At 70.7% G+C, this 26,386-nt stretch carries 21 protein-coding genes; 10 read left to right on the top strand and 11 right to left on the bottom strand.

Annotation, left to right across the window (positions count from 1 at the left end; all coding sequences use genetic code 11):
• Positions 1–33 precede the first annotated feature (33 nt).
• The 4 genes from AB0I82_RS19775 to metH all read right to left on the bottom strand — a co-directional run bounded on the left by AB0I82_RS19775 (position 34) and on the right by metH (position 8,122).
• Positions 34–1,620: an ABC transporter substrate-binding protein gene (locus tag AB0I82_RS19775; protein ID WP_363258594.1), complete on the bottom strand. Its 1,587-nt coding sequence runs from the start codon at positions 1,618–1,620 to the stop codon at positions 34–36.
• A gap of 131 nt (positions 1,621–1,751) precedes the next feature.
• On the bottom strand, positions 1,752–3,359 hold the full coding sequence (locus AB0I82_RS19770) for an ABC transporter substrate-binding protein (RefSeq protein WP_363258593.1): 1,608 nt from the start codon (positions 3,357–3,359) through the stop codon (positions 1,752–1,754).
• Positions 3,360–3,744: 385 nt separating this feature from the next.
• Positions 3,745–4,446 carry an HAD family phosphatase gene (locus tag AB0I82_RS19765; RefSeq protein WP_363258592.1) on the bottom strand — a complete coding sequence of 234 codons (702 nt, stop codon included), beginning with the start codon at positions 4,444–4,446 and terminating at the stop codon, positions 3,745–3,747.
• Between the two features lie 163 nt (positions 4,447–4,609).
• A complete protein-coding gene (gene metH / locus AB0I82_RS19760) occupies positions 4,610–8,122 on the bottom strand; it encodes a methionine synthase (RefSeq protein WP_363258591.1) in 3,513 nt (1,170 codons plus the stop codon).
• Positions 8,123–8,362: 240 nt separating this feature from the next.
• On the opposite strand from metH, the gene AB0I82_RS19755 reads away from it, so the two are divergent.
• From AB0I82_RS19755 to AB0I82_RS19725, 7 genes are all read left to right on the top strand, one after another.
• Positions 8,363–9,127: an IclR family transcriptional regulator gene (locus AB0I82_RS19755; RefSeq protein WP_363258590.1), complete on the top strand. Its 765-nt coding sequence runs from the start codon at positions 8,363–8,365 to the stop codon at positions 9,125–9,127.
• A 237-nt stretch (positions 9,128–9,364) separates the two neighbouring features.
• Positions 9,365–10,153: an MIP/aquaporin family protein gene (locus AB0I82_RS19750; protein WP_363258589.1), complete on the top strand. Its 789-nt coding sequence runs from the start codon at positions 9,365–9,367 to the stop codon at positions 10,151–10,153.
• Between the two features lie 82 nt (positions 10,154–10,235).
• Positions 10,236–11,762 carry a glycerol kinase GlpK gene (glpK, locus tag AB0I82_RS19745; RefSeq protein ID WP_363258588.1) on the top strand — a complete coding sequence of 509 codons (1,527 nt, stop codon included), beginning with the start codon at positions 10,236–10,238 and terminating at the stop codon, positions 11,760–11,762.
• 3 nt (positions 11,763–11,765) lie between these two features.
• On the top strand, positions 11,766–13,379 hold the full coding sequence (locus AB0I82_RS19740; RefSeq protein ID WP_363258587.1) for a glycerol-3-phosphate dehydrogenase/oxidase: 1,614 nt from the start codon (positions 11,766–11,768) through the stop codon (positions 13,377–13,379).
• Positions 13,380–13,541: 162 nt separating this feature from the next.
• Positions 13,542–14,213, top strand: a complete 672-nt coding sequence (locus tag AB0I82_RS19735) for an FCD domain-containing protein (protein WP_363258586.1) — start codon at positions 13,542–13,544, stop codon at positions 14,211–14,213.
• A gap of 355 nt (positions 14,214–14,568) precedes the next feature.
• On the top strand, positions 14,569–15,612 hold the full coding sequence (locus AB0I82_RS19730) for a PAC2 family protein (RefSeq protein WP_363258585.1): 1,044 nt from the start codon (positions 14,569–14,571) through the stop codon (positions 15,610–15,612).
• 352 nt (positions 15,613–15,964) lie between these two features.
• Positions 15,965–17,707, top strand: a complete 1,743-nt coding sequence (locus AB0I82_RS19725) for a S8 family peptidase (RefSeq protein WP_363258584.1) — start codon at positions 15,965–15,967, stop codon at positions 17,705–17,707.
• 52 nt (positions 17,708–17,759) lie between these two features.
• Here AB0I82_RS19725 and AB0I82_RS19720 read toward each other — a convergent pair whose 3' ends face one another.
• Entirely contained in the window at positions 17,760–18,059 is a 300-nt protein-coding gene (locus tag AB0I82_RS19720; protein WP_363258583.1) for a hypothetical protein, read from the bottom strand.
• On the opposite strand from AB0I82_RS19720, the gene AB0I82_RS19715 reads away from it, so the two are divergent.
• Positions 18,015–18,347, top strand: a complete 333-nt coding sequence (locus tag AB0I82_RS19715; RefSeq protein WP_363258582.1) for a hypothetical protein — start codon at positions 18,015–18,017, stop codon at positions 18,345–18,347. The genes AB0I82_RS19720 and AB0I82_RS19715 overlap by 45 nt on opposite strands.
• Before the next feature lie 114 nt (positions 18,348–18,461).
• Here AB0I82_RS19715 and mshC read toward each other — a convergent pair whose 3' ends face one another.
• The 4 genes from mshC to AB0I82_RS19695 form a co-directional block, all read right to left on the bottom strand.
• Positions 18,462–19,691 (bottom strand): cysteine--1-D-myo-inosityl 2-amino-2-deoxy-alpha-D-glucopyranoside ligase, encoded by a 1,230-nt coding sequence (gene mshC / locus AB0I82_RS19710; RefSeq protein ID WP_363258581.1) that lies wholly within the window; start codon positions 19,689–19,691, stop codon positions 18,462–18,464.
• A gap of 111 nt (positions 19,692–19,802) precedes the next feature.
• Positions 19,803–20,639, bottom strand: a complete 837-nt coding sequence (locus tag AB0I82_RS19705) for an SCO1664 family protein (RefSeq protein WP_363258580.1) — start codon at positions 20,637–20,639, stop codon at positions 19,803–19,805.
• Positions 20,603–21,193 (bottom strand): DUF3090 domain-containing protein, encoded by a 591-nt coding sequence (locus AB0I82_RS19700; protein ID WP_030252096.1) that lies wholly within the window; start codon positions 21,191–21,193, stop codon positions 20,603–20,605. The genes AB0I82_RS19705 and AB0I82_RS19700 overlap by 37 nt, the downstream gene beginning before the upstream one ends.
• Before the next feature lie 106 nt (positions 21,194–21,299).
• Positions 21,300–21,998: a histidine phosphatase family protein gene (locus tag AB0I82_RS19695; protein ID WP_363258579.1), complete on the bottom strand. Its 699-nt coding sequence runs from the start codon at positions 21,996–21,998 to the stop codon at positions 21,300–21,302.
• A gap of 85 nt (positions 21,999–22,083) precedes the next feature.
• On the opposite strand from AB0I82_RS19695, the gene corA reads away from it, so the two are divergent.
• Positions 22,084–23,094 (top strand): magnesium/cobalt transporter CorA, encoded by a 1,011-nt coding sequence (gene corA / locus AB0I82_RS19690; RefSeq protein ID WP_363258578.1) that lies wholly within the window; start codon positions 22,084–22,086, stop codon positions 23,092–23,094.
• Positions 23,095–23,101: 7 nt separating this feature from the next.
• On the opposite strand, the gene AB0I82_RS19685 is transcribed toward corA, so the two are convergent.
• Together AB0I82_RS19685 and AB0I82_RS19680 are read right to left on the bottom strand one after the other, a co-directional pair.
• Entirely contained in the window at positions 23,102–23,890 is a 789-nt protein-coding gene (locus AB0I82_RS19685; protein ID WP_363258577.1) for a ferritin-like domain-containing protein, read from the bottom strand.
• Between the two features lie 254 nt (positions 23,891–24,144).
• Positions 24,145–25,200, bottom strand: a complete 1,056-nt coding sequence (locus AB0I82_RS19680; protein WP_363258576.1) for an LLM class F420-dependent oxidoreductase — start codon at positions 25,198–25,200, stop codon at positions 24,145–24,147.
• A gap of 181 nt (positions 25,201–25,381) precedes the next feature.
• Here AB0I82_RS19680 and AB0I82_RS19675 point away from each other — a divergent pair, with 181 nt between their 5' ends.
• Positions 25,382–26,365 (top strand): aldo/keto reductase, encoded by a 984-nt coding sequence (locus tag AB0I82_RS19675; RefSeq protein ID WP_363258575.1) that lies wholly within the window; start codon positions 25,382–25,384, stop codon positions 26,363–26,365.
• Positions 26,366–26,386: the final 21 nt, after the last annotated feature.

Below are 26,386 nucleotides of genomic sequence, written 5' to 3'. Positions count from 1 at the left end.
CCCGTGTCGTTGCGGCCGACGGCCGCGGTCCGGTTACTCCTCCGCGCTCTTGCTGATCTCCCAGAAGCGGAAGACCGTCGAGGAGTCCAGCGTCCACTCCAGGCCGGAGACGGTGTCCCGGGCGACGGCGTACTGCTTGCCCTGCCACAGCGGAAGGAGCGGCAGCTCGTCGGCGACGGTCTGCTGCACCTCGCGGTAGTCCTTCTTGGTGGCGCCGCGGTCGGGCTCGGCGGCGGTCCTCGGCAGCAGGCTCTCGGTGATGCGCTTCGAGTCGTAGCCGTTGTTCAGGACGTTGCCCTTGCCGAAGAACGGCTGGGTGAAGTTGTCCGGGTCCGGGTAGTCCGGGACCCAGCCCTTGACGTACACGCCGTACTTGCCGTCGGCGACGCCCTTCTCGTACTCCTCGAACGGCACGCTCTTGACCTTGGCGTCGAAGAGGCCACTGGCGTTGAGCTGCTGGGCGAGTTCCTGGACCGCCGCGTCGGTGTCGGGGCCGTAGCGGGTCGGGGTGGACCAGAGCGTGACCTTCGCCTTGCCCTGGACGCCGGCGGAGCGCAGCGCCTCCTCGGCCTTGTCGGGCTGCGGGCGGGAGCCGTAGGTGTCGAAGAAGGCCGTGGTGTGGCCGGTGATGCCGGCCGGGACGATGGAGAAGAGTGGTTCGACGGTGCGCTGGTAGACGTCGCGGACGAGAGAGGCGCGGTCGATGGTGTACGCCATGGCCTTGCGGACGCCGAGCTCGCCGGCGACCGGGTCCTTCATGTTGAAGACCAGGTGCATGACCTCGGCGCTGTCGCCCTCGACGACCTGGGTGCGGCCGCTGTCGACGGCGTGGTCCAGGTCGGCGATGTCCTTGTTGGCGAGGCCGCGGTAGGCCACGTCGACCTTCCCGTCCTGGACGGCGTGCTTCAGTTCCGTCTGGGAGTCGAAGAACTTCATGGTCATGCCGGAGTTCTTGACCTTGGCGGGGCCCTTGTAGGAGCCGTTGACGGAGAAGACGGCCTGCTTCTTGCCGTAGCTGTCGAGCTTGTAGACGCCGGAGCCGATGGCCTCGCCGTCGGTGCGGAGCTTGTCGGCCGGGTATTCCTTGCGGTCGACGATGGAGCCGGCGCCGGATGCGATCTTCATGGGGAAGGTCGCGTCGGGCGTCTTGAGGTGGAAGACGACGGTCTTGTCGTCGGGCGTGTCGATCTTGTCGAGCCCGGCGAGCATGACGGCGGGGCCGTTCTTGTCGTTGATCCGCAGGGTGCGGTCGAAGGAGTGCTTCACGTCCTTGGACGTGAGGGCGTCCCCGTTGCTGAACTTCAGGCCGTCCTTGAGCTTGCAGCGGTAGACCTTGCTGCTGGTGTCGGTGAAGGTGCAGCTCTTGGCGGCTTCCGGCTGGGGGGTGGTGCCGCCCTTGGGGAAGCTGATCAGGGACTGGAAGACATTGTTGAACAGCAGCCAGGAGCCGGGGTCGTAGCCGGCCGCCGGGTCGATCGACTGAATCTTGTCCGTCATGCCCATGACCACGGGTTCACCGACCCCGGCACCCTCGTCGTCGCCCGAGCCGCAGCCTGCCAGCAGGGCTGCGGCCAGCCCCGCACACAAGGGGGCGGCGAGCAGCTGGTCACGTTTCCTCACGTGCGCGTTCCTCACAGTTGGTGTCGCGGTTGCCTGCCGACGAGGCCGTCGGCCGATGAGCGGGGAACCCGCTCTGCGGGCCGGCCGGCCGGAGCCCGTGGTGCGGGCGCCGGCCGGCCGTTGCTCGGGCGTCAGTCGGCGACGCCGCGGCCCAGTTCCCAGATCTGCAGCGCGGAGGAGGAGTTGAGCGCCCACTCCACGCCGGTGATGTCGTCGCGCGCGGCGACGTACTGCTTGCCCTGCCACAGGGGCAGGACGGGAACGTCGTCGGCCACAATATTCTGCGCCTGCTTGAAGCTGCCGGCGGCGGCATTGCGGTCGGTCTGCTGACGCGTGGCCGGAATCAGCTGGTCCTCGATCCGGTGGTTCCGGTACGGGGAGCCGAGGAAGTTGCCCTTCCCTATGAACGGCGCGAGGTAGTTGTCGGCGTCCGGGATGTCGGCGTACCAGCCCATGCCCCAGACCGGGTACTCACCCTTGGCGGAGTCCTCGCGGAACGTCTGCCAGTTGTCCACGCCCTTGAGGGTCACGTCGAAGACGCCGTCCTTGTTCAACTGCTTCTGCAGCTCCTTGAACTCGTCCTCGGTGATCGAGCCGTAGTGGTTCGTGGTGTAGGCGAGGGTGAGCTTTACCGGGGTGTCGATGCCGGCGCGCTGCAGGATGCGCTTGGCCTCGGCGGGGTCGGGGTTGCCGTACTTGCTGAAGAAGGAGTTGACGTGGCCGGTGGTGCCGGGCGGCACCAGGGAGTACAGCGGGTCGCCGGTGTGCGCGTACACATCGCGGACCAGCGCCGAACGGTCGACCATCTGCGCCATGGCCTGGCGCACCGCCTTGTTGCGGACGGCGGGCGCGTCGGTGTTGAAGGCGAGGTAGCGGATCTCCTGGCCGGGCATCTCCTGGAGGGCGACGTGGGAGCTCCGGGCGTTCTCCAGGCCCTGCACTTGATGCGGCGACAGGCTGCGGTTCATCAGGTCGATGTCGCCCTTGCGCAGCGCCTTCTCCATGGCATCGGAGTCCTTGAAGAACCGCATCTCGACCTTGTCGTTCTGCGGCTCGATGCCCCCCTTGTAGTCGGGGTTGCGGGTGAAGACGGCCTTGGTGACGCGGTTGCCGCTGTGCTCGGCCTCGAGCTGGTACGGGCCGGAGCCGACCAGGTCGAAGCCCTTGTAGAGGGCGTTGCGGGGGTAGACCTTGTGGTCGACGATCGCGGCGGCGGGGGTGGCGAGCTTCTGCGGGAAGGTGGCGTCGGGCTTCTTGAGGTGGAAGACCACCTCGTGCTTCCCTGCCGTCTCGACGGTGTCGATGTTGTCCATCAGCGACACCGGGCCGTTGGCGTAGTTGATCCGCAGCATCCGCTCGACGGAGAACTTCACGTCGGTGGCGGTGAGGGAGTCGCCGTTGCTGAACTTCAGGCCGTCCCGCAGGGTGCAGCGGTACTGCTCGTTCTGGGTGTCGCGGAAGCCGCAGGAGCGGGCCGCCTCGGGAACCGGTGCGTTACCGGTACGGGGCAGCCGCATCAGGGTCTGGAAGGTGCCGCGCAGCACGTTCCAGGCGCCGACGTCGTAGGTCTGCACGGGGTCGAAGGGGGCCGGGGCCGCCTTCGACGCCTCGATGGTGTCGGTGGTCCCCACGACGATCGCCTCACCGTCCCCGTCCGCGCTGTCGCCGCTTCCGCAGGCGGCCAGTGCGGGGACGAGCAGACCGGCCAGGACCGGCAGCACCAAGGTCGTGCGATTCATCGTCGGCAGGTTCCTTATCAGCGCAGAGGTGTTGCTCGCGTCGACATTAGTAGGAACGGTCTGGGGGTCCGTGACACAGCAGAGTTGAGCGCATATCACGCCCAGATAACACTCCTGGGGTGACCGATATCCGGACACTGGAACGATTCGTACGCCGATTGACCAATGCGGACACTTACCCCCGCCCGGCCCCCCTCACCACCCTCATGGAACACCTTTCGCCCCACTTGTCGATGGGTCGGCGCGTGACAAACGTCACGGATTTCCATGCAACCGGTGACATGGGAATTCAGCACCGGTATTCGTCACGGAAAATGAGCGGACCACTCCTCAGCGTCCCTTCCGACCCCGTTCGGCCTTTCTCACCACAACGCTCAGTGCACGGTCATCGTTTTTCCGTGATGAGGGCCCGCAGAAAAGGCAGATCGACCTCTTCCAGCGATGGGACGACCGTCCGCGTCGGGGCCGGCTCGATCGGCAGTACCGACGGCACGGCGACCACCCGGCAGCCGGCCGCCTCGGCCGCCGTCACGCCCGTCACGGTGTCCTCCACGACCGCGCAGCGCGCCGGGTCCACCCCGAGCCGGGCGGCGGCGGTCAGATACGGGTCCGGGTGCGGCTTGGTGCGCGCCAGATCGTCGCCGGCCAGCGTGAGATGGAAGTTCTCCGCGCCGAGCGAGTCGAGCATGCGGTCGATGATGTCGCGGTGCGAGGCGGAGACCAGCGCGGTCGGCACCTGATGGGCCGCCAGCTCGGCCAGCAGCCGGCGGGCGCCCGGCATCAGCGGCACGCCGCGCGCGATCCGCTCGGTGAAGCGGGCGTTGAGCAGCACGGTCAGCTCGGCGAGCGCGATCGTCGCGCCGGTGGCCTGGATCAGGTACGAGGCGCTGCGGGACATCGGCCCGCCGACCACCACTTGGCGGTGCGCCTCGTCCAGTACGTATCCCAGGTCGGCGAAGACCTCGGCCTCTGCCTCCCACCAGAAGTTCTCGGTGTCGACGAGGGTGCCGTCCAGATCGAGAAAGACGGCCTGGAGGGTGGAGCCTTCGGCCGTTCGGGTGCCGACGGCGGGGATGCTGCTGGTCATCCGTACACCTCCGTTGCAGGGGTCCCCGGAGGGACAAAAGGGCCGGCCGCCTCCCCTGCGGGGAAGACGACCGGCCGCTACCGGACCGATAAGTGTACGACTGTGCCGGTCCGTACGCTCTCGTCCTCGACCGGAAGCCCGGCTTCGGGCCCCAAGCGAGGTCTCAGCGAGCGTTGAAGTACTTCGCCTCCGGGTGGTGGATGACGATGGCGTCCGTGGACTGCTCGGGGTGGAGCTGGAACTCCTCCGAGAGCTGTACACCGATCCGCTCGGGCTGCAGCAGGTCCGCGATCTTCGCGCGGTCCTCCAGGTCCGGGCAGGCGCCGTACCCGAGGGAGAAGCGCGCGCCGCGGTACTTCAGCGCGAACATGTCCTCCATCTCGGCGGGGTCCTCGCCCTGGAAGCCCAGTTCGGCGCGGACCCGGGCGTGCCAGTACTCGGCGAGCGCCTCGGCGAGCTGGACGGAGAGGCCGTGCAGCTCCAGGTAGTCGCGGTAGGAGTCGGCCGCGAACAACTTCGCGGTCTCCTCGCCGATCTTCGAGCCGACGGTGACGACCTGCAGGCCGACCACGTCGGTCTCGCCGGACTCCTCCGGGCGGAAGAAGTCCGCGAGGCACAGCCGGCGGCCGCGCCGCTGCCGGGGGAAGGTGAAGCGGGTGCGCTCGGTGCCGTCCTCGTTCAGCAGGATGAGGTCGTCGCCCTTGGAGTGGCAGGGGAAGTACCCGTGGACCACGGCCGCTTCGAGGAGGTTCCCGGTCTGCAGCTTGTCCAGCCAGCCGCGCAGCCGCGGCCGGCCCTCGGTCTCCACCAGCTCCTCGTACGTCGGGCCGTCACCCGTACGGGCCTGCTTCAGGCCCCACTGGCCCTTGAACAGCGCGCCCTCGTCCAGCCAGGAGGCGTAGTCGGCGAGCTGAATGCCCTTCACCACGCGGGTGCCCCAGAAGGGCGGGGTCGGGACCGGGTTGTCGGTGGCCACGTCGGAGCGGACCGAGCCCTCCGGCTCCTCGACCTCCAGTACGGCGGTGTCGCGCTTGGGCACGCGGCGCTGCTTGAGCTCCGGCAGGGTCGCGCCCGGCACTCCGCGCTTGACCGCGATCAGGGCGTCCATCAGGCGCAGGCCCTCGAACGCGTCGCGGGCGTAGCGGACCTCGCCCTCATAGATCTCGTGCAGGTCCTGCTCCACGTACGCGCGGGTCAGCGCGGCGCCGCCGAGGATGACGGGGAAGTCGGCCGCCAGCTTGCGCTGGTTCAGCTCCTCCAGGTTCTCCTTCATGATCACCGTGGACTTCACCAGCAGCCCGGACATGCCGATGACATCGGCCTTGTGCTCCTCGGCGGCCTCCAGGATCGCGGAGACCGGCTGCTTGATGCCGAGGTTGACGACGTTGTAGCCGTTGTTGGAGAGGATGATGTCGACGAGGTTCTTGCCGATGTCGTGGACGTCGCCACGGACGGTGGCCAGCACGATCGTTCCCTTGCCCTCGTCGCCCTCCACCTTCTCCATGTGCGGCTCCAGGTAGGCCACCGCGGTCTTCATGACCTCGGCGGACTGGAGCACGAACGGCAGCTGCATCTGGCCGGAGCCGAACAGCTCGCCGACCACCTTCATGCCCGCGAGCAGGGTGTCGTTGACGATGTCCAGCGCGGGGCGGTCCTGGAGGGCCGCGTCCAGGTCCTCCTCCAGGCCGTTCTTCTCGCCGTCGATGATGCGGCGCTGCAGGCGCTCCTCCAGCGGCAGCTGCGCCAGCTCCTCGGCCGCGCCGGCCTTCAGCGACTTGGCCGTGGCGCCCTCGAAGAGCTCCATCAGCCTCTGCAGCGGGTCATAGCCCTCACTGCGGCGGTCGTAGATCAGGTCCAGCGCGACCTTGACCTGCTCCTCGTCGAAGCGCGCGATCGGCAGGATCTTCGACGCGTGCACGATCGCGGAGTCCAGGCCCGCCTTGACGCACTCGTCCAGGAACACCGAGTTCAGGACGATGCGCGCGGCCGGGTTCAGGCCGAAGGAGATGTTGGACAGGCCCAGCGTGGTCTGCACGTCCGGGTGGCGCTTCTTCAGCTCCCGGATCGCCTCGATCGTCGCGATGCCGTCCTTGCGGGACTCCTCCTGACCGGTACAGATGGTGAAGGTCAGGGTGTCGATGAGGATGTCCGACTCCCGGATGCCCCAATTGGTGGTCAGATCGGCGATGATCCGCTCGGCAATCTCCACCTTCTTCTCCGGCGTGCGGGCCTGGCCCTCCTCATCAATGGTCAGCGCGATCAGCGCCGCCCCGTGCTCCTTGGCCAGCGCGGTGACCTTGGCGAAGCGGGACTCCGGGCCGTCGCCGTCCTCGTAGTTCACCGAGTTGATGACCGCGCGGCCGCCCAGCTTCTCCAGGCCGGCCTCGATGACGGGCACCTCGGTGGAGTCCAGCACGATCGGCAGGGTCGAGGCGGTGGCGAAGCGGCCCGCCAGCTCCTCCATGTCCGCGACGCCGTCCCGGCCCACGTAGTCCACGCACAGGTCCAGCATGTGCGCACCCTCGCGGATCTGGTCCCGCGCCATCTCCACGCAGTCGTCCCAGCGGCCGTCCAGCATGGCCTCACGGAACTTCTTCGAACCGTTCGCGTTGGTGCGCTCACCGATCGCCAGGTAGGAGGTGTCCTGGCGGAAGGGGACGGTCTGGTAGAGCGAGGCGGCGCCCGGCTCGGGGCGCGGCTCGCGCGCGGTGGGGGCAGCGCCGCGGACCCGCTCCACGACCTGGCGCAGGTGCTCGGGCGTCGTACCGCAGCAGCCGCCGACCAGGGACAGGCCGTACTCGCCGACGAAGGTCTCCTGCGCGTCGGCCAGCTCGCCGGGGGTGAGCGGGTAGTGCGCGCCGTCCTTGCCCAGGACCGGCAGGCCGGCGTTGGGCATGCAGGAGATCGGGACGCGGGAGTGGCGGGCGAGGTAGCGCAGGTGCTCGCTCATCTCGGCCGGGCCGGTCGCGCAGTTCAGGCCGATCATGTCGATGCCCAGCGGCTCCAGGGCCGTGAGCGCCGCGCCGATCTCGGAACCCAGCAGCATGGTGCCGGTGGTCTCGACGGTCACGGAGCAGATGACCGGCAGGTTCGTGCCGGTGGCGTCCAGGGCGCGGCGGGCGCCGAGGATGGCGGCCTTGGTCTGCAGCAGGTCCTGGGTGGTCTCCACCAGGAGCGCGTCGGCGCCGCCGGCGATCATGCCCTCGGCGTTCTGCTGGTAGGCGTCACGCAGGGTGCGGTACGGGGCGTGGCCGAGGGTGGGCAGCTTGGTGCCGGGGCCCATGGAGCCCAGGACCCAGCGCTGCTGGCCGGTGGACGCGGTGAACTCGTCGGCGACCTCGCGGGCGATGCGGGCGCCGGACTCGGACAGCTCGTAGACCCGCTCGGGGATGTCGTACTCGCCGAGCGCCGCGTGGTTGGCGCCGAAGGTGTTGGTCTCGACGCAGTCGACGCCCACCGCGAAGTACTCCGCGTGCACGGAGCGGACGATGTCCGGGCGGGTGATGTTGAGGATCTCGTTGCAGCCCTCGAGCTGCTGGAAATCGTCCAGGGTGGGGTCCTGGGCCTGGAGCATGGTGCCCATGGCTCCGTCGGCGACCACGACGCGCGAGGCGAGGGCCTCACGGAAGGCGTCGATGCGGGCTGAGGGTGTGGTCGTGGGCGTATGCGAGGCCATGGAGCTGCTCCCGTGGTTGCGACGGCTGTCGGCTTTGCGCCTTCCGGTACGAGGGCGCACCGGGTCAGCGTAACCGCCGGACACCTTCCGGCGACGGCCGTCCCACGGCGTGGGACGGCCGTGGCACTCGTACGGCCCGGTAGGCGGTGATCATGGTGTCGTGCGCGACCCTCTCTCTGGGGGTCGGCATCGACCGATATCGTTTGGCATTGTCGAACCGCTCTTCCCGGAGGTTGCTCCATGGCACGGACCATTCAGTCGCTGGAGCGCGCCGCGGCCATGCTGCGGCTGCTGGCCGGCGGCGAACGGCGCCTGGGGCTGTCCGACATCGCCTCGGCGCTGGACCTGGCGAAGGGCACGGCCCACGGCATCCTGCGCACCCTCCAGCAGGAGGGCTTCGTGGAGCAGGACGCGGCCTCGGGCCGGTACCAGCTGGGCGCGGAGCTGCTCCGACTGGGCAACAGCTACCTGGACGTGCACGAGCTGCGCGCTCGGGCCCTCGTATGGACCGACGACCTGGCCCGCTCCACCGGCGAGAGCGCCTATCTGGGCGTGCTGCACCAGCAGGGCGTACTGATCGTCCACCACGTCTTCCGGCCCGACGACAGCCGGCAGGTGCTGGAGGTGGGGGCCATGCAGCCGCTGCACAGTACGGCGCTGGGCAAGGTCCTCTCCGCGTACGACCCGGTGGCGCACAGCGAGGCGGTGGAGGCGCCCCGGGAGGCGTTCACCGTGCACACGCTCACGGACCTGGAGGACTTCGAGGGCGTGCTGGATCTCACCCGCGCCCGGGGCTGGGCCGCGGACGTGGAGGAGACCTGGGAGGGCGTGGCGTCGGTGGCCGCGCCCATTCATGACCGGCGGCGGATGCCGGTGGGCGCGGTGGGCATCACCGGCGCCGTGGAGCGGGTGCGGCGGGACGGGGAGCTGCGCCCGGAGATCGTCGCCGCCGTGCGGGACTGCGCACGCGCCGTGTCCAGGGACCTGGGCGCTCAGCGCTTCTAACCGTTTTGTCCGCTCTTTCCGCTTAGGTTTTCCCTCACAGAACCCTTGACGGGCTACTGGGCGTAAACAAAACTGCCGTTCGTCGGTCGGCATTGTCGAACGCAGTACGACGATTGTCGTATGGTGGGCAGTGCCGGATCGCCGACAAACGCCCTCACCGAGGGCGCGCACCACCGGAGGGACCCGGGGTACGGCGCATCTCGGTGTCCATCTGGACGAAGGACAAAGGAGTCGCGGGTGTCCAGCTCCGACATCTTCATCAGCGAGACCATCGGTACCGCTGTGCTGATCCTGCTGGGCGGTGGCGTGTGCGCCGCCGTCACTTTCAAGCGCTCGAAGGCGTACGAGGCCGGTTGGGTGGCCATCGCCTTCGGGTGGGGGTTCGCCGTCCTCACCGGCGCGTACATCGCCGCCAAATCCGGCGCGCACCTGAACCCCGCCGTCACGGTCGGCCTGGCCATCCAGGGCGGCATCGAGTGGAGCCAGGTCCCGGTGTACTTCGCCGGTGAGCTGCTCGGCGCGATGATCGGCGCGGTCTGCGTGTGGCTCGTCTACTACGGCCAGTTCCAGGCGCACCTCACCGACCCCGAGGTCATCACTCCCCCGAAGGGTGAGGAGGGTCTCGTCGACCAGGCCCAGGCCCCGAAGGCCGGCCCGGTGCTCGGCATCTTCTCCACGGGCCCGGAGATCCGTAACGCGTGGCAGAACCTCGTCACCGAGATCATCGCCACCGTCGTGCTCGTGCTGGCGATCCTGACCCTGGGCCTGAGCGACGACGGCAAGGGCGTCGGCCCGATCGGCAGCCTGCTGGTCGCCTTCGTGGTCGTCGGCATCGGCCTCTCGCTGGGCGGCCCGACCGGTTACGCCATCAACCCGGTCCGCGACCTCGGCCCGCGCATCGTGCACGCGCTGCTGCCGCTGCCCAACAAGGGCGGTTCGGACTGGGGCTACGCCTGGATCCCCGTCGCCGGGCCGCTGATCGGCGGCGCCATCGCGGGCGGCATCTACCAGCTCGCGTTCGCCTGAGCCGCAGCCGACGGAGCCGAAGCCGCAGCCGTACGAGACGCAAGAGCCGCACTCCCCCACCGCACCTCCTGGAGCACACACCATGAGCGACACCCACACCACCGGCCCGTTCATCGCGGCCATCGACCAGGGCACGACCTCCAGCCGCTGCATCGTCTTCGACCGCGACGGCCGCATCGTCTCGGTCGACCAGAAGGAACACGAGCAGATCTTCCCCAAGCCCGGCTGGGTCGAACACGACGCCACCGAGATCTGGACCAACGTCCAGCAGGTCGTGGCCGGCGCGATCGAGAAGGCCGGCATCACCTCCGCCGACGTCAAGGCCATCGGCATCACCAACCAGCGCGAGACCACGCTGCTCTGGGACAAGCACACGGGCGAGCCGGTCCACAACGCCATCGTGTGGCAGGACACCCGCACCGACGCGCTCTGCAAGGAGCTGGGCCGCAACGTCGGCCAGGACCGCTTCCGCCGCGAGACCGGCCTCCCCCTCGCCTCCTACTTCGCCGGGCCGAAGATCCGCTGGCTGCTGGACAACGTCGAGGGCCTGCGCGAGCGCGCCGAGGCCGGCGACATCCTCTTCGGCACGATGGACTCCTGGGTCATCTGGAACCTCACCGGCGGCGTCAACGGCGGCAAGCACGTCACCGACGTCACCAACGCCTCCCGCACGATGCTGATGAACCTGCGCACCCTCCAGTGGGAGCCCAAGATCCTCAGCTCGATGGGCATCCCCGAGGCCGTACTGCCGGAGATCAAGTCCTCCGCCGAGGTGTACGGCGAGACCGCCTCCGGTGTGCTCGCAGGAGTACCGGTCGCCTCCGCGCTCGGCGACCAGCAGGCGGCCCTCTTCGGCCAGACCTGCTTCGCCAGCGGCGAGGCCAAGTCCACGTACGGCACCGGCACCTTCATGCTGATGAACACCGGCGGCGAGCCGGTCAACTCCTACAACGGCCTGCTGACCACCGTCGGCTACCGCATCGGCAACGAGACCCCGGTCTACGCCCTGGAAGGCTCCATCGCCGTCACCGGCTCCCTGGTGCAGTGGATGCGCGACCAGATGGGCCTGATCAACTCCGCCGCCGAGATCGAGACCCTGGCCTCCACGGTCGAGGACAACGGCGGCGCGTACTTCGTACCGGCCTTCTCCGGCCTGTTCGCCCCCTACTGGCGCTCGGACGCGCGCGGTGTCATCGCGGGCCTGACCCGCTATGTCACCAAGGCGCACATCGCCCGCGCCGTTCTCGAGGCCACCGCCTGGCAGACCCGCGAGATCACCGACGCCATGACGAAGGACTCCGGCGTCGAGCTGACCGCACTGAAGGTCGACGGCGGCATGACCTCCAACAACCTGCTGATGCAGACGATCTCGGACTTCCTGGACGCGCCCGTGGTGCGCCCGATGGTCGCCGAGACCACCTGCCTCGGCGCTGCCTACGCGGCCGGCCTGGCCGTGGGCTTCTGGTCCGGCACCGACGAGCTGCGCGCCAACTGGCGGCGGGCCGCCGAATGGACCCCCCGCATGGACGCGGCCACCCGTGACCGCGAGTACAAGAGCTGGCTCAAGGCCGTCGAGCGGACCATGGGCTGGATCGAGGACGAGGAGTAAGACATGAGCACCCTGCAGAGCGTCCCGGCACTCGGGACGCACCCGGCCGACGGTTCACTCCCGAGCCGCGCCGAGACCCGGGAGCGGCTCGACAAGGCGACGTACGACCTCCTGGTGATCGGCGGCGGCATCCTGGGCATCTCCACCGCCTGGCACGCCGCGCAGTCGGGGCTGCGGGTTGCGCTGGTGGACGCCGGCGACTTCGCCGGCGCCACCTCCTCCGCCTCCTCCAAGCTGCTCCACGGCGGCCTGCGCTACCTGCAGACCGGCGCGGTGAAGCTGGTGGCGGAGAACCACTTCGAGCGCCGCGCCGTCTCCCGCCAGGTCGCCCCGCACCTGTCGAACCCGCTGACCTTCTACCTGCCGGTCTACAAGGGCGGCCCGCACGGCGCGGCCAAGCTCGGCGCGGGCGTCTTCGCCTACTCCGCGCTCTCCGCCTTCGGCGACGGCGTCGGCCACGTGATCAGCCCGGCCAAGGCCCAGCGCGACGTGCCCGAGCTGCGCACGGAGAACCTCAAGGCCGTGGCCGTGTACGGCGACGACCAGATGAACGACGCGCGGATGGCGCTGATGACGGTCCGCGCGGCCGCCGCGGCGGGCGCGACCGTACTGAACCACGCCGAGGTCACCGGGCTGCGCTTCACGCAGGGCCGGGTCACCGGCGCGGACCTGAAGGACCGCACCGACGGCACCGAGTTCGGCGTCAACGCGCGTCTCGTACTGAACGCCACCGGCCCGTGGGTCGACCACCTGCGCAAGATGGAGGACCCGAACGCGGCCCCCTCCATCCGCCTCTCCAAGGGCGCGCACCTGGTCCTCAAGCGCACCTCCCCCTGGAAGGCCGCGCTGGCGACCCCGATCGACAAGTACCGCATCACCTTCGCGCTGCCGTGGGAGGACCAGCTGCTGCTGGGCACCACCGACGAGGAGTACGAGGGCGACCCGGCGGATGTGTCGGTCACCGAGAAGGACGTCAAGCAGATCCTGGACGAGGCCGCGTTCTCGGTCCGCGACCAGCAGCTGTCCCGCGACCTGATCACGTACTCCTTCGCGGGCCTGCGGGTGCTGCCGGGCGGCCCCGGCGACACCTCCAAGGCCAAGCGCGAGACGGTCGTGACCGAGGGCTCCGGGGGCATGCTGTCGGTGGCCGGAGGCAAGTGGACGACGTTCCGGCACATCGGACGTACGGTCATGAACAAGCTCGCCGCGCTGCCCGGGCACCCGCTCGGCGAGAACCTGGAGCCGATCTCCGAGCTGCCGAAGAAGCTGCCGCTGCCGGGCATCGCCAACCCGCAGGCGGTCGCGCACCGGCTGCTGGTCGACGGCGGTACGCCGGGCCCGCGGATGTCCGCCGACACCGCCCGGCACCTCGCCACCCACTACGGCTCGCTGTCCTTCGACATCGCGCGGCTGGCGAACGAGGACCCGGCGCTGGCCGAGCGCATCCACCCCGATGCCCCCGAGATCTGGGCGCAGGTGGTGTACGCGCGGGACCACGAGTGGGCCGAGACCGCGGACGACGTGCTGCGCCGCCGTACGACGCTGACCATCCGCGGCCTGGCCACGGACGACGTCCGCGCGAAGGTCGAGGACGTGCTGTCGGCACGCAAGAGCTGAGCCCGGCGGCCGGCGGATCCCGCCGGCCGGTACAGGGGCGGGATTCCGGGGTATCGGAGTCCCGCCCCTCGGCGTTCGCACGCCATAATGGCCGCACTCCAGACATCCGATGTCTGTGGACGGTTTTCGGGCTTTCAGCGTTCCGAAGCGGGGAGGTCGGCCATGGCGGTCACGGACGAGGCCATCGAGAAGATCAAGGGAATGATCGTCTCCGGCGCGCTGCGCCCCGGTGACCGGCTGCCCAAGGAGAGCGAACTCGCCGCCGAGCTGGGCCTGTCCCGCAACTCCCTGCGCGAGGCGGTCCGCGCGCTGGCCCTGATCCGCATCCTGGACGTGCGCCAGGGCGACGGCACGTACGTCACGAGCCTGGACCCGCAGCTGCTCCTGGAGGCGGTGAGCTTCGTGGTGGACTTCCACCGCGACGACACCGTCCTGGAGTTCCTGGCCGTCCGCCGCATCCTGGAGCCGCCCGCCACGGCGATGGCCACGGCCCGGATCGGCGCGGCGCAACTGGACGCGCTGGACGCGCAGCTGGACGCGCTCGGGACCGCGCCCGCGGTGGAGGAGCTGGTCGCCTGCGACCTGGAGTTCCACCGCGCCATCGCGGCCGCGTCCGGCAACTCCGTGCTCTGCTCGCTGCTGGACGGCCTCTCCGGGCCGACCACGCGGGCCCGCATCTGGCGCGGGCTGACCCAGAAGGACGCGGTGGCCCGCACCCTGACCGAGCACCGCGCGATCCTCGGCGCGCTGCGGGCCCGGGACGCGGAGGCGGCGCGCGCCTGGGCGACGGTCCACATCGCCGGCGTGGAGCAGTGGCTGCGGGCGTCGCTGTGACGGCCGTGGCCCGGTGGGGCCGGCGGGCCGCGGCGGGGCCGGTCCGTAAGCTGCGGAAACCGGACGTCGTGCCGGGCGGCCGGGCAACGCCGCCCGGCCTCCCACGAGGCCGCTCCGGGCGGTGGCACGGAGGGACATCCGATCTGTCCCGCACTCCGATGTATGGACCCCGCTCCCCCGCCATCCCGCAGGTCGCGCCCGGTAGTTGACAGGGACAGATCGGATGAATGAGTACTCGTTAGTGCAGAGGGGCTGCGTTCGGGTACCACGGACGCCGTAGGCTGGGAGCGCACGGAACGGGAACTGCAACCGGCGGCCGCCGACGAGGGGCCGACCGGCCGGAAGGAGGCGCTGGGTGATCGAGCTGGAGGGGGTGCCCGAGCTGATCGATCCGGTCATGGTGGCCGCGTTCGAAGGCTGGAACGACGCCGGCGACGCCGCCTCCGCCGCGGTCGCGCACCTGGACCGGGAGTGGAAGGGCGAGGTCTTCGCCGCGCTGGACGCCGAGGACTACTACGACTTCCAGGTGAACCGGCCCACCGTCTTCCTGGAGGGCGGCGTCCGCAAGATCACCTGGCCCACGACCCGGCTGTCCGTCGTCCGGGTGGGCGGCGACAAGCCCCGCGACCTGGTGCTGGTCCGCGGCATCGAGCCCAGCATGCGCTGGCGGTCCTTCTGCAACGAGATCCTGGGCTTCGCGCACGAGCTGGGCGTGGAGATGCTGGTGGTACTGGGCGCACTGCTCGGCGACACCCCGCACACCCGCCCCGTCCCGGTCAGCGGCGTCACCTCCGACGCGGACCTGGCGCGCACGCTGGACCTGGAGGAGAGCAAGTACGAGGGCCCCACGGGCATCGTCGGCATCCTCCAGGAGGCGTGCACGCACGCCGGGGTGCCCGCGGTGAGCCTGTGGGCGGCCGTGCCGCACTACGTCTCGCAGCCGCCGAACCCCAAGGCGACGCTGGCCCTGCTGAACCGCCTGGAGGACCTGCTGGACCTGCGCATCCCGCTCGGCGAGCTGAGCGAGGACGCGCGGGCGTGGCAGCTGGGCGTGGACCAGCTGGCGGCCGAGGACAGCGAGGTCGCCGAGTACGTCCAGTCGCTGGAGGAGGCCCGGGACACCGCTGAGCTGCCGGAGGCGTCGGGCGAGGCCATTGCGCGGGAATTCGAGCGCTACCTGCGGCGGCGGGACCCGCAGGCCGGGCCGGGCCTGGCGACCGACGGCGGGGTCGCCGACGGCCGCGACGGCTCCTACCTGCGCGACTCCCCCAGCGGCCGGACCCGCCCGCCCAAGCCGCCGAAGACGGAGGGCGGCCCCGCGAAGCAGCAGGACGGCCAGGAGCGCGCGCAGGGGGACGAGCAGACGGATCCCCCGGACGGCGATTCCTCGGAGGACTGACCGAAACGGAGCGGGGCGGTGCTGAAGCACCGCCCCGCTCCGTTGTTTCCGCCGCCGGGCGGGCTGTCCGCGGGCACTTCCACCCCGCCACCGCGCATACGTCTCGGTAGCGTTTGACCGCTTGACGGTGTGTCATCGCTTTCCGGTCGATTTGACCACGCTTCCCATTCGACCGAATCCCAAACGTAGGGGGTGCCGACGGGCTGGACGGGGGCGAGCGGAGGTAGCAGGGTGACGCCCCGGAGCCAGGCGACACCGAACCGCAACATCCGGTACACACCGCTGTTGCACGGAACGGTGCTCACAGGCGGCAGGGCACGGCGCAGCACCCCCGAAGGGAGCGGTCCCAGCGATGACCGACCAGGCACCTCCCGGTACGGGCCCCGGCATGGCGGGCCCCGGACCCGACGGAGCGGGATTTACCTACCAAGGAGCCGAACCGGAGCTGATCGTCGTCGCGCGGGCCGAGCCCGGCCTCCGCGCCGGCGCGGACGGCATACGGTCGGCGTCCGGAGCGGACATCTCCGCGCTGGAGATGTTCCTCAGCGACCAGCAGCTCTCTCTGGAGCCGTTGTTCGGCAGCGAGGAGCGGATACGCGCCGCCATGCCGCAGGAGCCGTCGGCGGGCGCCGGCACGCTCCCGGACCTCTCGCTCTTCTACCGGGTACGGGGCGGTGACACCCGGGCCGTGGAGCTGACCGCCCGGCTCTCCGCCCTCCCGGAGATCGAGACGGCGTACCTCAAGCCCGGTGCCGTGCCCGCCACTTCGGCCGCGCGCGGCCCGGAGGAGCAGGGGCGGAAGGAGGGCGCGCCCGCGACGCCCGACTTCACGGGCCGCCAGGGCCACCTGGGCGCCGCGCCCGAGGGCGTGAACGCCGTATGGGCGTGGCAGCGGCAGGGCGGTGACGGCGAGGGCGTCACCATCGTCGACGTCGAGGGCGCCTGGCAGCTGGGCCACGAGGACCTGGCGGAGCGGCTGGCCGGCATCGTGGTCGGCACTCCGGTCCAGGACCTGGCCTGGCGCAACCACGGCACGGCCGTCCTCGGTGTCATCGGGGGCGACCGCAACGACCGGGGAGTGGTGGGCGTCGCGCCCGGCGCGGTGACCGCCGCGGCCTCCATCCAGGGCATCGGTTCGGCGGCGGCGATCCACGCGGCGGCCGAGCGGCTCTCGCGCGGTGACATCCTGCTGATCGAACTCCACCGGCCCGGGCCCCGGTTCGACTACGAGCACCGGGACGACCAGCGCGGCTACATCGCGCTGGAGTGGTGGCCGGACGACTTCGCGGCGATCCGCTGGGCGACCGCGAAGGGCGTCGTCGTGGTGGAGGCGGCCGGCAACGGCGCGGAGAGCCTGGACGACGCGCTGTACGAACGCCGTCCCGACCGCTTCCCGCAGTGGTGGCGCAACCCCTTCAACCCCTCCAACCAGGCGTCCGGCGCGATCCTGGTCGGCGCGGGCGCCCCGCCGCCCGGCACCCACGGCCGTGATCACGGCCCGGACCGGTCGCGGCTGGGATTCTCCAACTACGGTATGCGGCTGGACGCCCAGGGCTGGGGCCGCGAGGTCACCACCACCGGTGGCTTCTGGGACCGGCCCGGCGACCTGCAGGGCGGTACGGAGGAGATCGCCTGGTACACCGACAGCTTCTCGGGAACCTCATCGGCCTCCCCCCTTGTGGTCGGCGCGCTGGCGTCGCTGCAGGGCATGCTCAAGGCCGCGGGCGCGGCCCCGATGAATCCCGAGCAGGCGCGTGAGGTGCTGCGGACCACCGGGTCCCCGCAGCAGGACGCGCCGGGCCGGCCGGCCTCCCAACGGATCGGCAACCGGCCCGACATCAGGGCGGCAGTGACGCACCTGGTGCCCTCCTCGGTCGGCTCCGGCCAGGCCGAGCGGTACTGGGACGAACTGCTCCCCTACCCCCGAGAACTCCCCCCGCGGCTCCGGCTCTTCGTGGCCGGTGCGTGGCGCAACCTGAACCGGCCGGCGCCCGAGGTGCGCCAGGCGGTGCACTCCGCCTTCGCGGGGGGACGGCCCGACGTACGTGTGTGGTACTCCGACGACGAGGTCGTGGGTCTGGTCATCACAGGCTGACGAGCTGGTCGTCACCGGCTGAAACACACCAACAAGTCAGGGAAGGTAGCACCTAATGACCACTCAGATGAGCCCCCTCGGTCAGCTCGGTCAGCTCGGCCAGCAGGGCCCGAGCACGTCCCCGTTCGGCCAGCAGGGCATGGGGCAGCAGCAGCCCTACGGCCAGCAGCAGTACGGTCAGCAGCCCTACGGCCAGATGCAGCAGCCGCAGCAGCAGGGCGGCATGCTGGAGCAGCTCCAGCAGCTCGGCCAGCAGCAGCCCTTCCAGCAGCTGCTGCAGCAGTTCGGGCAGCAGGGCGGCGGCCAGATGCAGCAGCAGGAGCAGCAGCAGGAGCAGCAGGTCCTGCAGCACCTGCACCAGGTGACGCAGCAGGCCGTGCAGCAGGTCCAGCAGCAGGTTCAGCAGCAGGTCCTGCGGGCCGGCCGGGCGACCGCGTTCGTCGCGATCCCGCAGCCGATCCCGGGTCAGCCCCGCCAGATCTTCCTGCAGATCGAGAACCAGTTCCGCGTGCTCAACAACCCCAACGACACCACCTTCGACCAGGTCTCCGAGGCGTTCCGCAGCGGCTTCCAGGTCATCGGTGTCTGGGACAGCCAGACCCCGCACATCCTGCGCAGCATCCAGATCCGCAAGGTCTGACCTTCGGAGCGGGTGAGCACCGGGTGACCGGCTGACGGTCACCCCGGTGTGAGAACCAAGCGGGGCGCTTCCTCCTCGGAGGAAGCGCCCCGTTACGTATGGGCGGTCGGTGCCTTACAGTGCGACGCCGAGCAGCGCGTCCACGGTCCGGGAGACCAGGCCGGGCGCGCCCTCGTCCGTGCCGCCTTCGGCCTGCTGCCGCTCGGCCCAGCGGTCGACAGCGGCGAGCGCGGCCGGCGAGTCCAGGTCGTCGGCGAGCGCCTCGCGGACCTCCTCGACGAGCGCGTCGGCGGACGGGCCGTCGGGGCGGGAGACCGCGGCGCGCCAGCGGGCGAGCCGGTCCACCGCGTCCGGCAGGACCTGGTCGGTCCACTCCCAGTCGGCACGGTAGTGGTGGGCCAGCAGGGCGAGCCGGATGGCGGCCGGGTCGGTGCCGTCCTGGCGCACCTTGGAGACGAAGACGAGGTTGCCCTTGGACTTGGACATCTTCTCGCCGTGCAGGGCGACCATTCCGGCGTGCACGTACGCCTTGGCGAAGGGGTGCTCACCGGTCAGCGCCTGCGCGTGCGAGGCGCCCATCTCGTGGTGCGGGAAGGCCAGGTCGGACCCGCCGCCCTGCACGTCGAAGCCCATGCCCAGGTGGTCCAGGGCGATGGCGACGCACTCGATGTGCCAGCCGGGGCGGCCCCGGCCGAGCGAGCCGCCATCCCAGCTGGGCTCGCCGTCGCGCGCCGCCATCCACAGCATCGGGTCCAGCGGGTTCTTCTTGCCCGGGCGCTCCGGGTCGCCGCCGCGCTCGGCGGACAGCAGCCGCATCGCCTCGGCGTCGAGGTTCGAGACCTCGCCGAAGTGCGGGTCGGACTCGACGGAGAAGTACACGTCGCCGTCGAGCTCGTACGCGGCGCCCGCGTCGCGGAGGCGCTCCACCAGCGGCACGATGCCCGGTATGGCCTCGACGGCGCCGATGTAGTGCTGCGGGGGCAGCATCCGCAGGGCGGTCATGTCCTCGCGGAAGAGGGCGGTCTCCCGCTCGGCGAGCGCGGTCCAGTCGTCGCCGGTGGCCACGGCCCGCTCCAGCAGCGGATCGTCGATGTCCGTGACGTTCTGCACGTAGTGGACCTGTCGCTTCGTGTCGAGCCACACGCGCTGAACGAGGTCGAACGCGTTGTAGGTCGCCGCGTGCCCCATGTGGGTCGCGTCGTACGGCGTGATGCCGCAGACGTAGATTCGGGCGACGGGACCGGGGGCGAGGGTCACCCGTCCGCCGGTCGCGGTGTCGTGGATCCTCAGGTCGCGGCCCTGACCGGGCAGGGCGGGGACCTCAGAAGCGGGCCATGCATGCATGCCATGCAGCGTAACCGGACGCAGGTTCCGGATACGAACCGGAGTGTGGGTCTTGGCCGGAAAGGCCCTCTTGTGTCTTCGGCCCGGCCGTGCATTCCGGGGTCGTTCTGGTCACACCGGCGGCCAGGGAATCGGCGGCCACTCCCCGCTGGGCTGCGGATGTACGCCGGAGCGCAGCATTCCGGCGATCCGTTCGCGCAGTGCGGCGATCTCCGTACCGGTGAGGCATTCGGCCAGTCGGGCGGCGAGCGGCTCTCCCTCGGCGGTCTCCGCGGCCAGCCGCTTCAGGACCGCGAGGGCCTCCTCGGTCAGCGGCTCGCCCGCCCAGCCCCACAGGAGGGTGCGCAGCCGGTCCTCCGCGTGGAAGGTGACGCCGTGGTCGATGGCATACACCCGACCGTCGGCGGTGGGCAGCAGATGGCCGCCCTTGCGGTCGCCGTTGTTGATCACCGCGTCCAGGACGGCGAGCCGGCGCAGCCGCGGATCGTCGGCGTGCACCAGGAGTGCGGTACGCCCCTCGCCGACCTCCGCGAAGCCGACGGCCTTCCAGCCGGGCCCCGGCTCCTCGTCCTCGATCAGCGCCAGCAGCTCGGGGCTGTCGTCCTCGTCGGACGCTTCTATCCACTCCTGGACCATGCCGCGCCCGTACGGGCCGTCGCGCAGCACGGTGGGCGGGATCAGGTCCCAGCCGGTGGCCCGGGAGATCTCGTACGCGGCGACCTCGCGCTCGGCGAGCGTGCCGTCGGGGAAGTCCCACAGCGGGCGCTCCCCCGCGACCGGCTTGTAGACGCACGCGCCGGACCAGCCGTCGTGCTCGACGGTGCAGTACAGGACGGCGTTGGACGCCTCGCGGACCCGGCCGCGCACGGTGAGCTCGCCGTGCCGGAGGTGCTCCTCCAGCTCGGCGGGGCTCAGGCGTCTCGCCGGTATCCGTTCTGGCGCGGACATACGTGTCCCTCCGGGTCGAGCGGCAGGCTGCACAGCGGGCACGGCGGACGGCCGGCGTTCACGACCTCCAGGGCGCGCTTGGCGAAGGCGCGGGCCATGGTGCCGGTGAGCCGGACGCGCAGCATCGGGGGGCCGTTCTCGTCGTCCTGGAGCAGCCGCTCCTCGGCCTCGGCGAGGTCCTCGTCGTTGTCGGCGTCCAGCTCGACCAGCGCCTGGGCCTCGACGATCATGCGTTCCTCGTCGCCGTCCCAGGCCAGCGCCATGGTGCCGACGCGGAACTCCTCCTCCACCGGGCTCTCCAGCGGCGCGGTGTCGGAGATCTCCGACGGGGCGACGGCCGGGACCGGGGCGTTGCCGCCGCTGCGGCGCACCACCTCGTCCAGCAGCTCGTCCATGCGCTCGGCGAGCGCGGCGACCTGCGTCTTCTCCAGCGCGACGCTGGTGGTGCGGCCGGCCGCCGTGGCCTGGAGGTAGAAGCTGCGACGGCCAGGCAGCCCGACCGTGCCGGCCACGAAGCGGTCCGGCGCGTCGTAGAAGAACACCTGACGGGACAAGGTCCTGCTCCGATTGCTCGACTGCGGGGGTCTGTGGTCACGGGAAACGGATCACAGGATTGGCGTGGTGGGCAGCGCCGTCGCACCACCCTACTGCGCCTGCTGATCACGATGCTCCCGCGCCACCTCCGATCGCCGCGTCGCGCTCCGGGACCGCGCCGGAACCTTCCTCCTTGGGCGCCAGCGAGCCGAGGTCACCTGTGTCGCCGAGCCGGATCAGGTACGGACGCAGCGGCGTGTAGCGGACGGCCGTCACCGAGCAGGGCTCGACGGACACCCGCTGGAAGAGATCGAGATGCATGCCGAGGGCGTCCGCCACGAGGGACTTGATGATGTCCCCGTGCGAGCACATCACGTACACCGCCTCGGGGCCGTGCTCGTCCTCGATGCGCGCGTTCCAGGCGCGGACCGCGTCGACGGCACGGTTCTGCATGGTGCGCATGGTCTCGCCGCCGGGGAAGCCGGCCGCGGACGGGTGCTGCTGGACGGTCTGCATCAGCGGCTCGTCGGTCAGCTCGGCGAGCTTGCGCCCCGACCAGTCGCCGTAGTCGCACTCGTTGATGCCGTCCTCCGTGTGCAGCGGCAGCCCCGGGCGGGCCGCCAGCAACGGGGCCAGCGTCTCCTGGCAGCGCTGGAGGGGGCTGGACACCGCCGCGACGAGCGGCACTGCGGCGAGCCGGCCGGGCAGCGCGGCGGCCTGCGCGGCGCCTCGCTCGTCCAGGGCGACGCCGGGCGTGCGCCCCGCGAGAATGCCGGACGTGTTGGCGGTGGAGCGGCCGTGCCGTACGAGGAGCAGCGTGGGCATGGCAGCCACCCTACGTTCTACGGAAGCGAGCGGAAGGCGGGCCGTACGGTGGCCTCCCTGGCACGCGCGGCGCCCGGCAGCGAGAATGCCCCATGTGATCGTGGATTGTGCCATCTACCGGAACGGCCGGCGGATCGAGAAGCCGGCGGGATACTCCACCGCGCTCGACGAAGCCCGAGCGGAGGGGCACTCCTTTCTGTGGCTCGGCATGCATGAGCCGACCGAGGAGGAGTTCGAGCAGGTCAGCGAGGAGTTCGGGCTCCACCCGCTGGCCGTGGAGGACGCGCTCAAGGCCCATCAGCGGCCGAAGCTGGAGGTGTACGACGACTCCCTTTTCATGGTGCTGAAGCCCATCGTGTACGACGACTCCGACGGCAGCATCGACTCGGGCGAGCTGATGCTCTTCATAGGGGACTCCTTCGTCGTCTCCGTACGGCACGGCGAGGGAAGCCCGCTGGCCTCCGTACGCGCGCGCCTGGAACACGACCCCGACGTCCTCAAACAGGGCCCGACGGCGGTCCTGTACGCGGTCAGCGACGCGGTGGTCGACCACTACATCGACGTGGCCGCGGAACTCCAGCTCGACCTGGAGGAGTTGGAGGCATCCGTCTTCGCGCCGGTCGGCCCGGACACCAAGGGCGGCGGGAGCACCCGGAGCACCGCACAGAGCATCTACGCCTTCAAGCGCGAGGTACTGGAATTCCGGCGCGCCACGGGCCCGTTGGCCGAGCCGATGGCCCGCCTGCAGAACCCGGGCGTACCGTTCGTGCACGACCAGGCCCGGCCCTTCTTCCGCGACGTGGACGACCACCTCACGCGGGCCAACGAGTCCGTGGAGGGCATGGACCGGCTGCTGTCGGACATCCTCTCGGCCCACCTGGCGCAGATGGGCGTGCGGCAGAACGACGACATGCGCAAGATCTCGGCATGGGCCGCGCTGGCCGCCGTACCGACCATGATCGCGGGCATCTACGGCATGAACTTCGAGCACATGCCGGAGCTGAAATGGACCTTCGGCTATCCGGCGTGCCTGCTGGTCATGGCCGCCATCGAAGTGTCGCTGTACCGCCTCTTCAAACGCCGCGAGTGGCTGTAGGGGCCCGTCAGGCGAACTCGGGGGCCGAGGAGGCCGGGCCGCCCAGCGCGTCCAGCCTCTCGGGCATCCGCAGGCTCACCATGCGCCGCCAGCCGTACGCGCGCTCGTAGGCGTACATGGCGTGGATCCCGGCCGTGAGCAGCGCCCGCTTCGCACGGGGCCAGCGCAGGATGTGCCCCATCCGCTCCATCACGGCCAGGCTGACGTCACGGTAGACGGCGATCTCGGCCCGCACGCTCTCCCGCAGGATCCGCCGGATCTCTTCGGCGTGCCCGGCACCGGCCAGCCGCAGCAGCTCCTCGTGGCAGTACGCGAGGTGGTTGTCCTCGTCCTTGGCGATCATCCGGACGGCCTTGCCGACCTCCGGGTGGTCGCCGAAGTACTTCTTGAGCATCGCCATCTGCTCGGCGGCCCGCTGCTCGGTGACCCGGCTGTGCGCCAGGTAGGCGACGATGTCGGGCTCCGTCAGCGGCTCGTCGCGCTGCAGCTTCTCGTGCGCGAGCCCGATGCCGCGGCGCTCCAGGAGCATCGTGTAGTCGGCGGCCGCGGGGACCGCGACGGCCTGCAGCCCGCGGCGGCGCAGCAGGGCGTTGAAGATCCGGCCGTGCTTCTCCTCGTCCGCACCGTGCCGGGCCACCTTCGGGGCCATCGCGCGCTGGCTCTCGGGGACCAGCGCGGCGATCCGCCCGTTCTCCCAGCCGCCCTGCGACTCGCCGCTCGCGGCGATGGAACAGAACAGCCGGAAGGACTCGTCGTGGTCCAGGATTTCTTGGAACAGACTCTTCGCCGTGAGCATCGACGGACCTCCAGGACGCCACCTCGAACAGGACACCCGCAAAGGAAAAGTCAAGTGCGCTGCGCTCTCTCCGGCAACACGAAGGACGCTGAACTCGCCCGAACGATGGACCAGCGAGCGGTGCGCGGGGCGTAACCACCCCAGGCGTCAGCGCGTTGTGCTGTGTGACGGCCGTGGCGGGGAAGACCCCCGAGCCCCCACCACGGCCGCAGATCTCCGGCCCTGGGGCCACCCCCGCCCCAGGGCCGTTCGTGTCAGGCCAGCCCGGCCCGCTCCAGGGCCTCGGTGCCGGCCCGCAGCGCGGCGATCCGCTCCTCCAGCGTGAAGCCCGCGGGCGACAGCGTCAGCGTGGTCACGCCGGCCGCCGCGTACGCCTGCATGCGGTCCGCGATCCGCTCCACCGAGCCGAGCAGGGTGGTGGAGTCGATGAGCTCGTGCGGGACGGCGGCCGCCGCCGCGTCCTTCTCACCGGCCAGGTACTTCTCCTGAATGTCGGCGGCCGCCTGCTCGTAGCCCATCCGCCGCGCCAGCTGGTTGTAGAAGTTCTGCTTGCGACTGCCCATGCCGCCCACGTAGAGCGCGGTGTACGGGCGGAAGGTGTCGGCGAGCGCCGGCACGTCCTTGTCCTCGCCGACGGCGATCGGCAGCGTCGGGCAGACGTCGAAGCCCTCCATCGTGAGCCCGGCCTTCTCCCGGCCCGCCCGGAGGTGCGAGATCGCCGTGTCCTGGAGGTGCTCGGCGGCCGGGAAGATGAGCAGCGCGCCGTCGGCGATCTCGCCCGTCTGCTCCAGGTTCTTCGGGCCGATCGCCGCGATGTAGAGCGGGACGCGCTCGCGCTTCGGGTGCACCGTGAGCTTGATCGGCTTGCCCGGTCCGCCGGGCAGCGGCAGCGTCCAGTGCTGCCCCTCGTAGGACAGCCGCTCCCGGGACATCGCCTTCCGTACGATCTCCACGTACTCCCGGGTACGCGCCAGCGGCTTGTCGAACTTCACGCCGTACCAGCCTTCGGAGACCTGCGGCCCCGAGACGCCGAGCCCGAGCCGGAAGCGGCCGTTGGAGAGCGAGTCCAGCGTCGCGGCGGTCATGGCCGTCATGGCGGGCGTACGCGCCGGGATCTGGAAGATCGCCGACCCGACGTCGATCCGCTCCGTCTGCGCGGCGACCCAGGAGAGCACGGTCGGCCCGTCAGAGCCGTACGCCTCCGCCGCCCAGCAGACCGCGTACCCGAGCCGGTCGGCCTCCTGCGCCACGGCGAGGTTGTCCCCGTCCATGCCGGCACCCCAGTAGCCGAGGTTGATCCCGAGCTTCATGCGGCTCCCTCACTCGAATTACTCATCGGTAATGATGCTGCTCGGGGACTGTAACGCGGGCTCCGCGCCCGGCGTAAGACGTCCACCGGCCGCCGCCGCGCTGCCGGTTGTCCACAGGTCCCCGCACGGCGTTGTCCACAGGTCCCCGCAAGTCCGGGACGGGCCAGTAATCTCAAGGTCCATGGAGCAAAGGCACCTCGGCCGCACCGGCCTGCGCGTGTCCCGTCTCGGCCTGGGCACGCTGACCTGGGCGCGCGACACGGACGACCGCGACGCCGCCGACCAGCTCAAGACGTTCTGGGAGGCGGGCGGCACCCTCGTCGACACCGCCGACGTCTATGCCGACGGCGGCGCCGAGTACCTCCTGGGCCGCCTCGTGGAGGGCATGGTGCCGCGCCGCGATCTGGTCATCGCGACCAAGGCCGGCAGCGTCCTGGAGGCGGACCGCAGGGTCGACGGCTCGCGCCGCCACCTGCTCGCCGCGCTCGACGACTCCCTGGAGCGCCTCGGCACCGACTACGTCGACCTCTGGCAGGTCCACGCGTTCGACCCGCACACCCCGCTGGAAGAGACGCTCCAGGCCCTGGACACCGCCGTCAGCAGCGGCCGCGCGCGCTATGTCGGCGTCACGAACTTCTCCGGCTGGCAGCTCGCCAAGGCCGCCACGTGGCAGCTGGCCGCGCCGGCCGTGCGCGCCCGGCTGGCGAGCGCGCAGATGGAGTACTCCCTCCTCCAGCGCGGCGTCGAGCGCGAGGTGCTGCCCGCGGCGCTCGACCTGGGCCTCGGCCTGCTGCCCTCCTCCCCGCTCGGCCGCGGCGTCCTCACGGGCAAGTACCGGCATGCCACACCGCCGGACTCGCGCGGCGCGTCCGAGCATCTGGCGCCGTTCGTCGCGCCGTATCTCGACGACGCCGCAGGGCGCATCGTCGACGCGGTCGCCACGGCGGCGGACGGCCTCGCCGTCACCCCGCTCCAGGTCGCGCTGTGCTGGCTCCGGGACCGCCCCGGCGTGACCGCGCCGATCGTCGGCGCACGCACGGCGCAGCAGCTCAGAGCGGCATTGTCAGTGGAGACCCTTAGTCTTCCTGACGAGATCCGGCGTGCACTGGACGACGTCTCCGCGCCCGTGCACCGCTACCCCGACCACGACTGGAGCACCCTGTGAACACCGACCACCCCACCGGCG

Source organism: Streptomyces sp. NPDC050315 (assembly GCF_040655775.1).
GTDB lineage: Bacteria > Actinomycetota > Actinomycetes > Streptomycetales > Streptomycetaceae > Streptomyces.
Note: the sequence above shows the minus strand (reverse complement) of the source record. Positions and strands in the feature narration are given on the sequence as shown.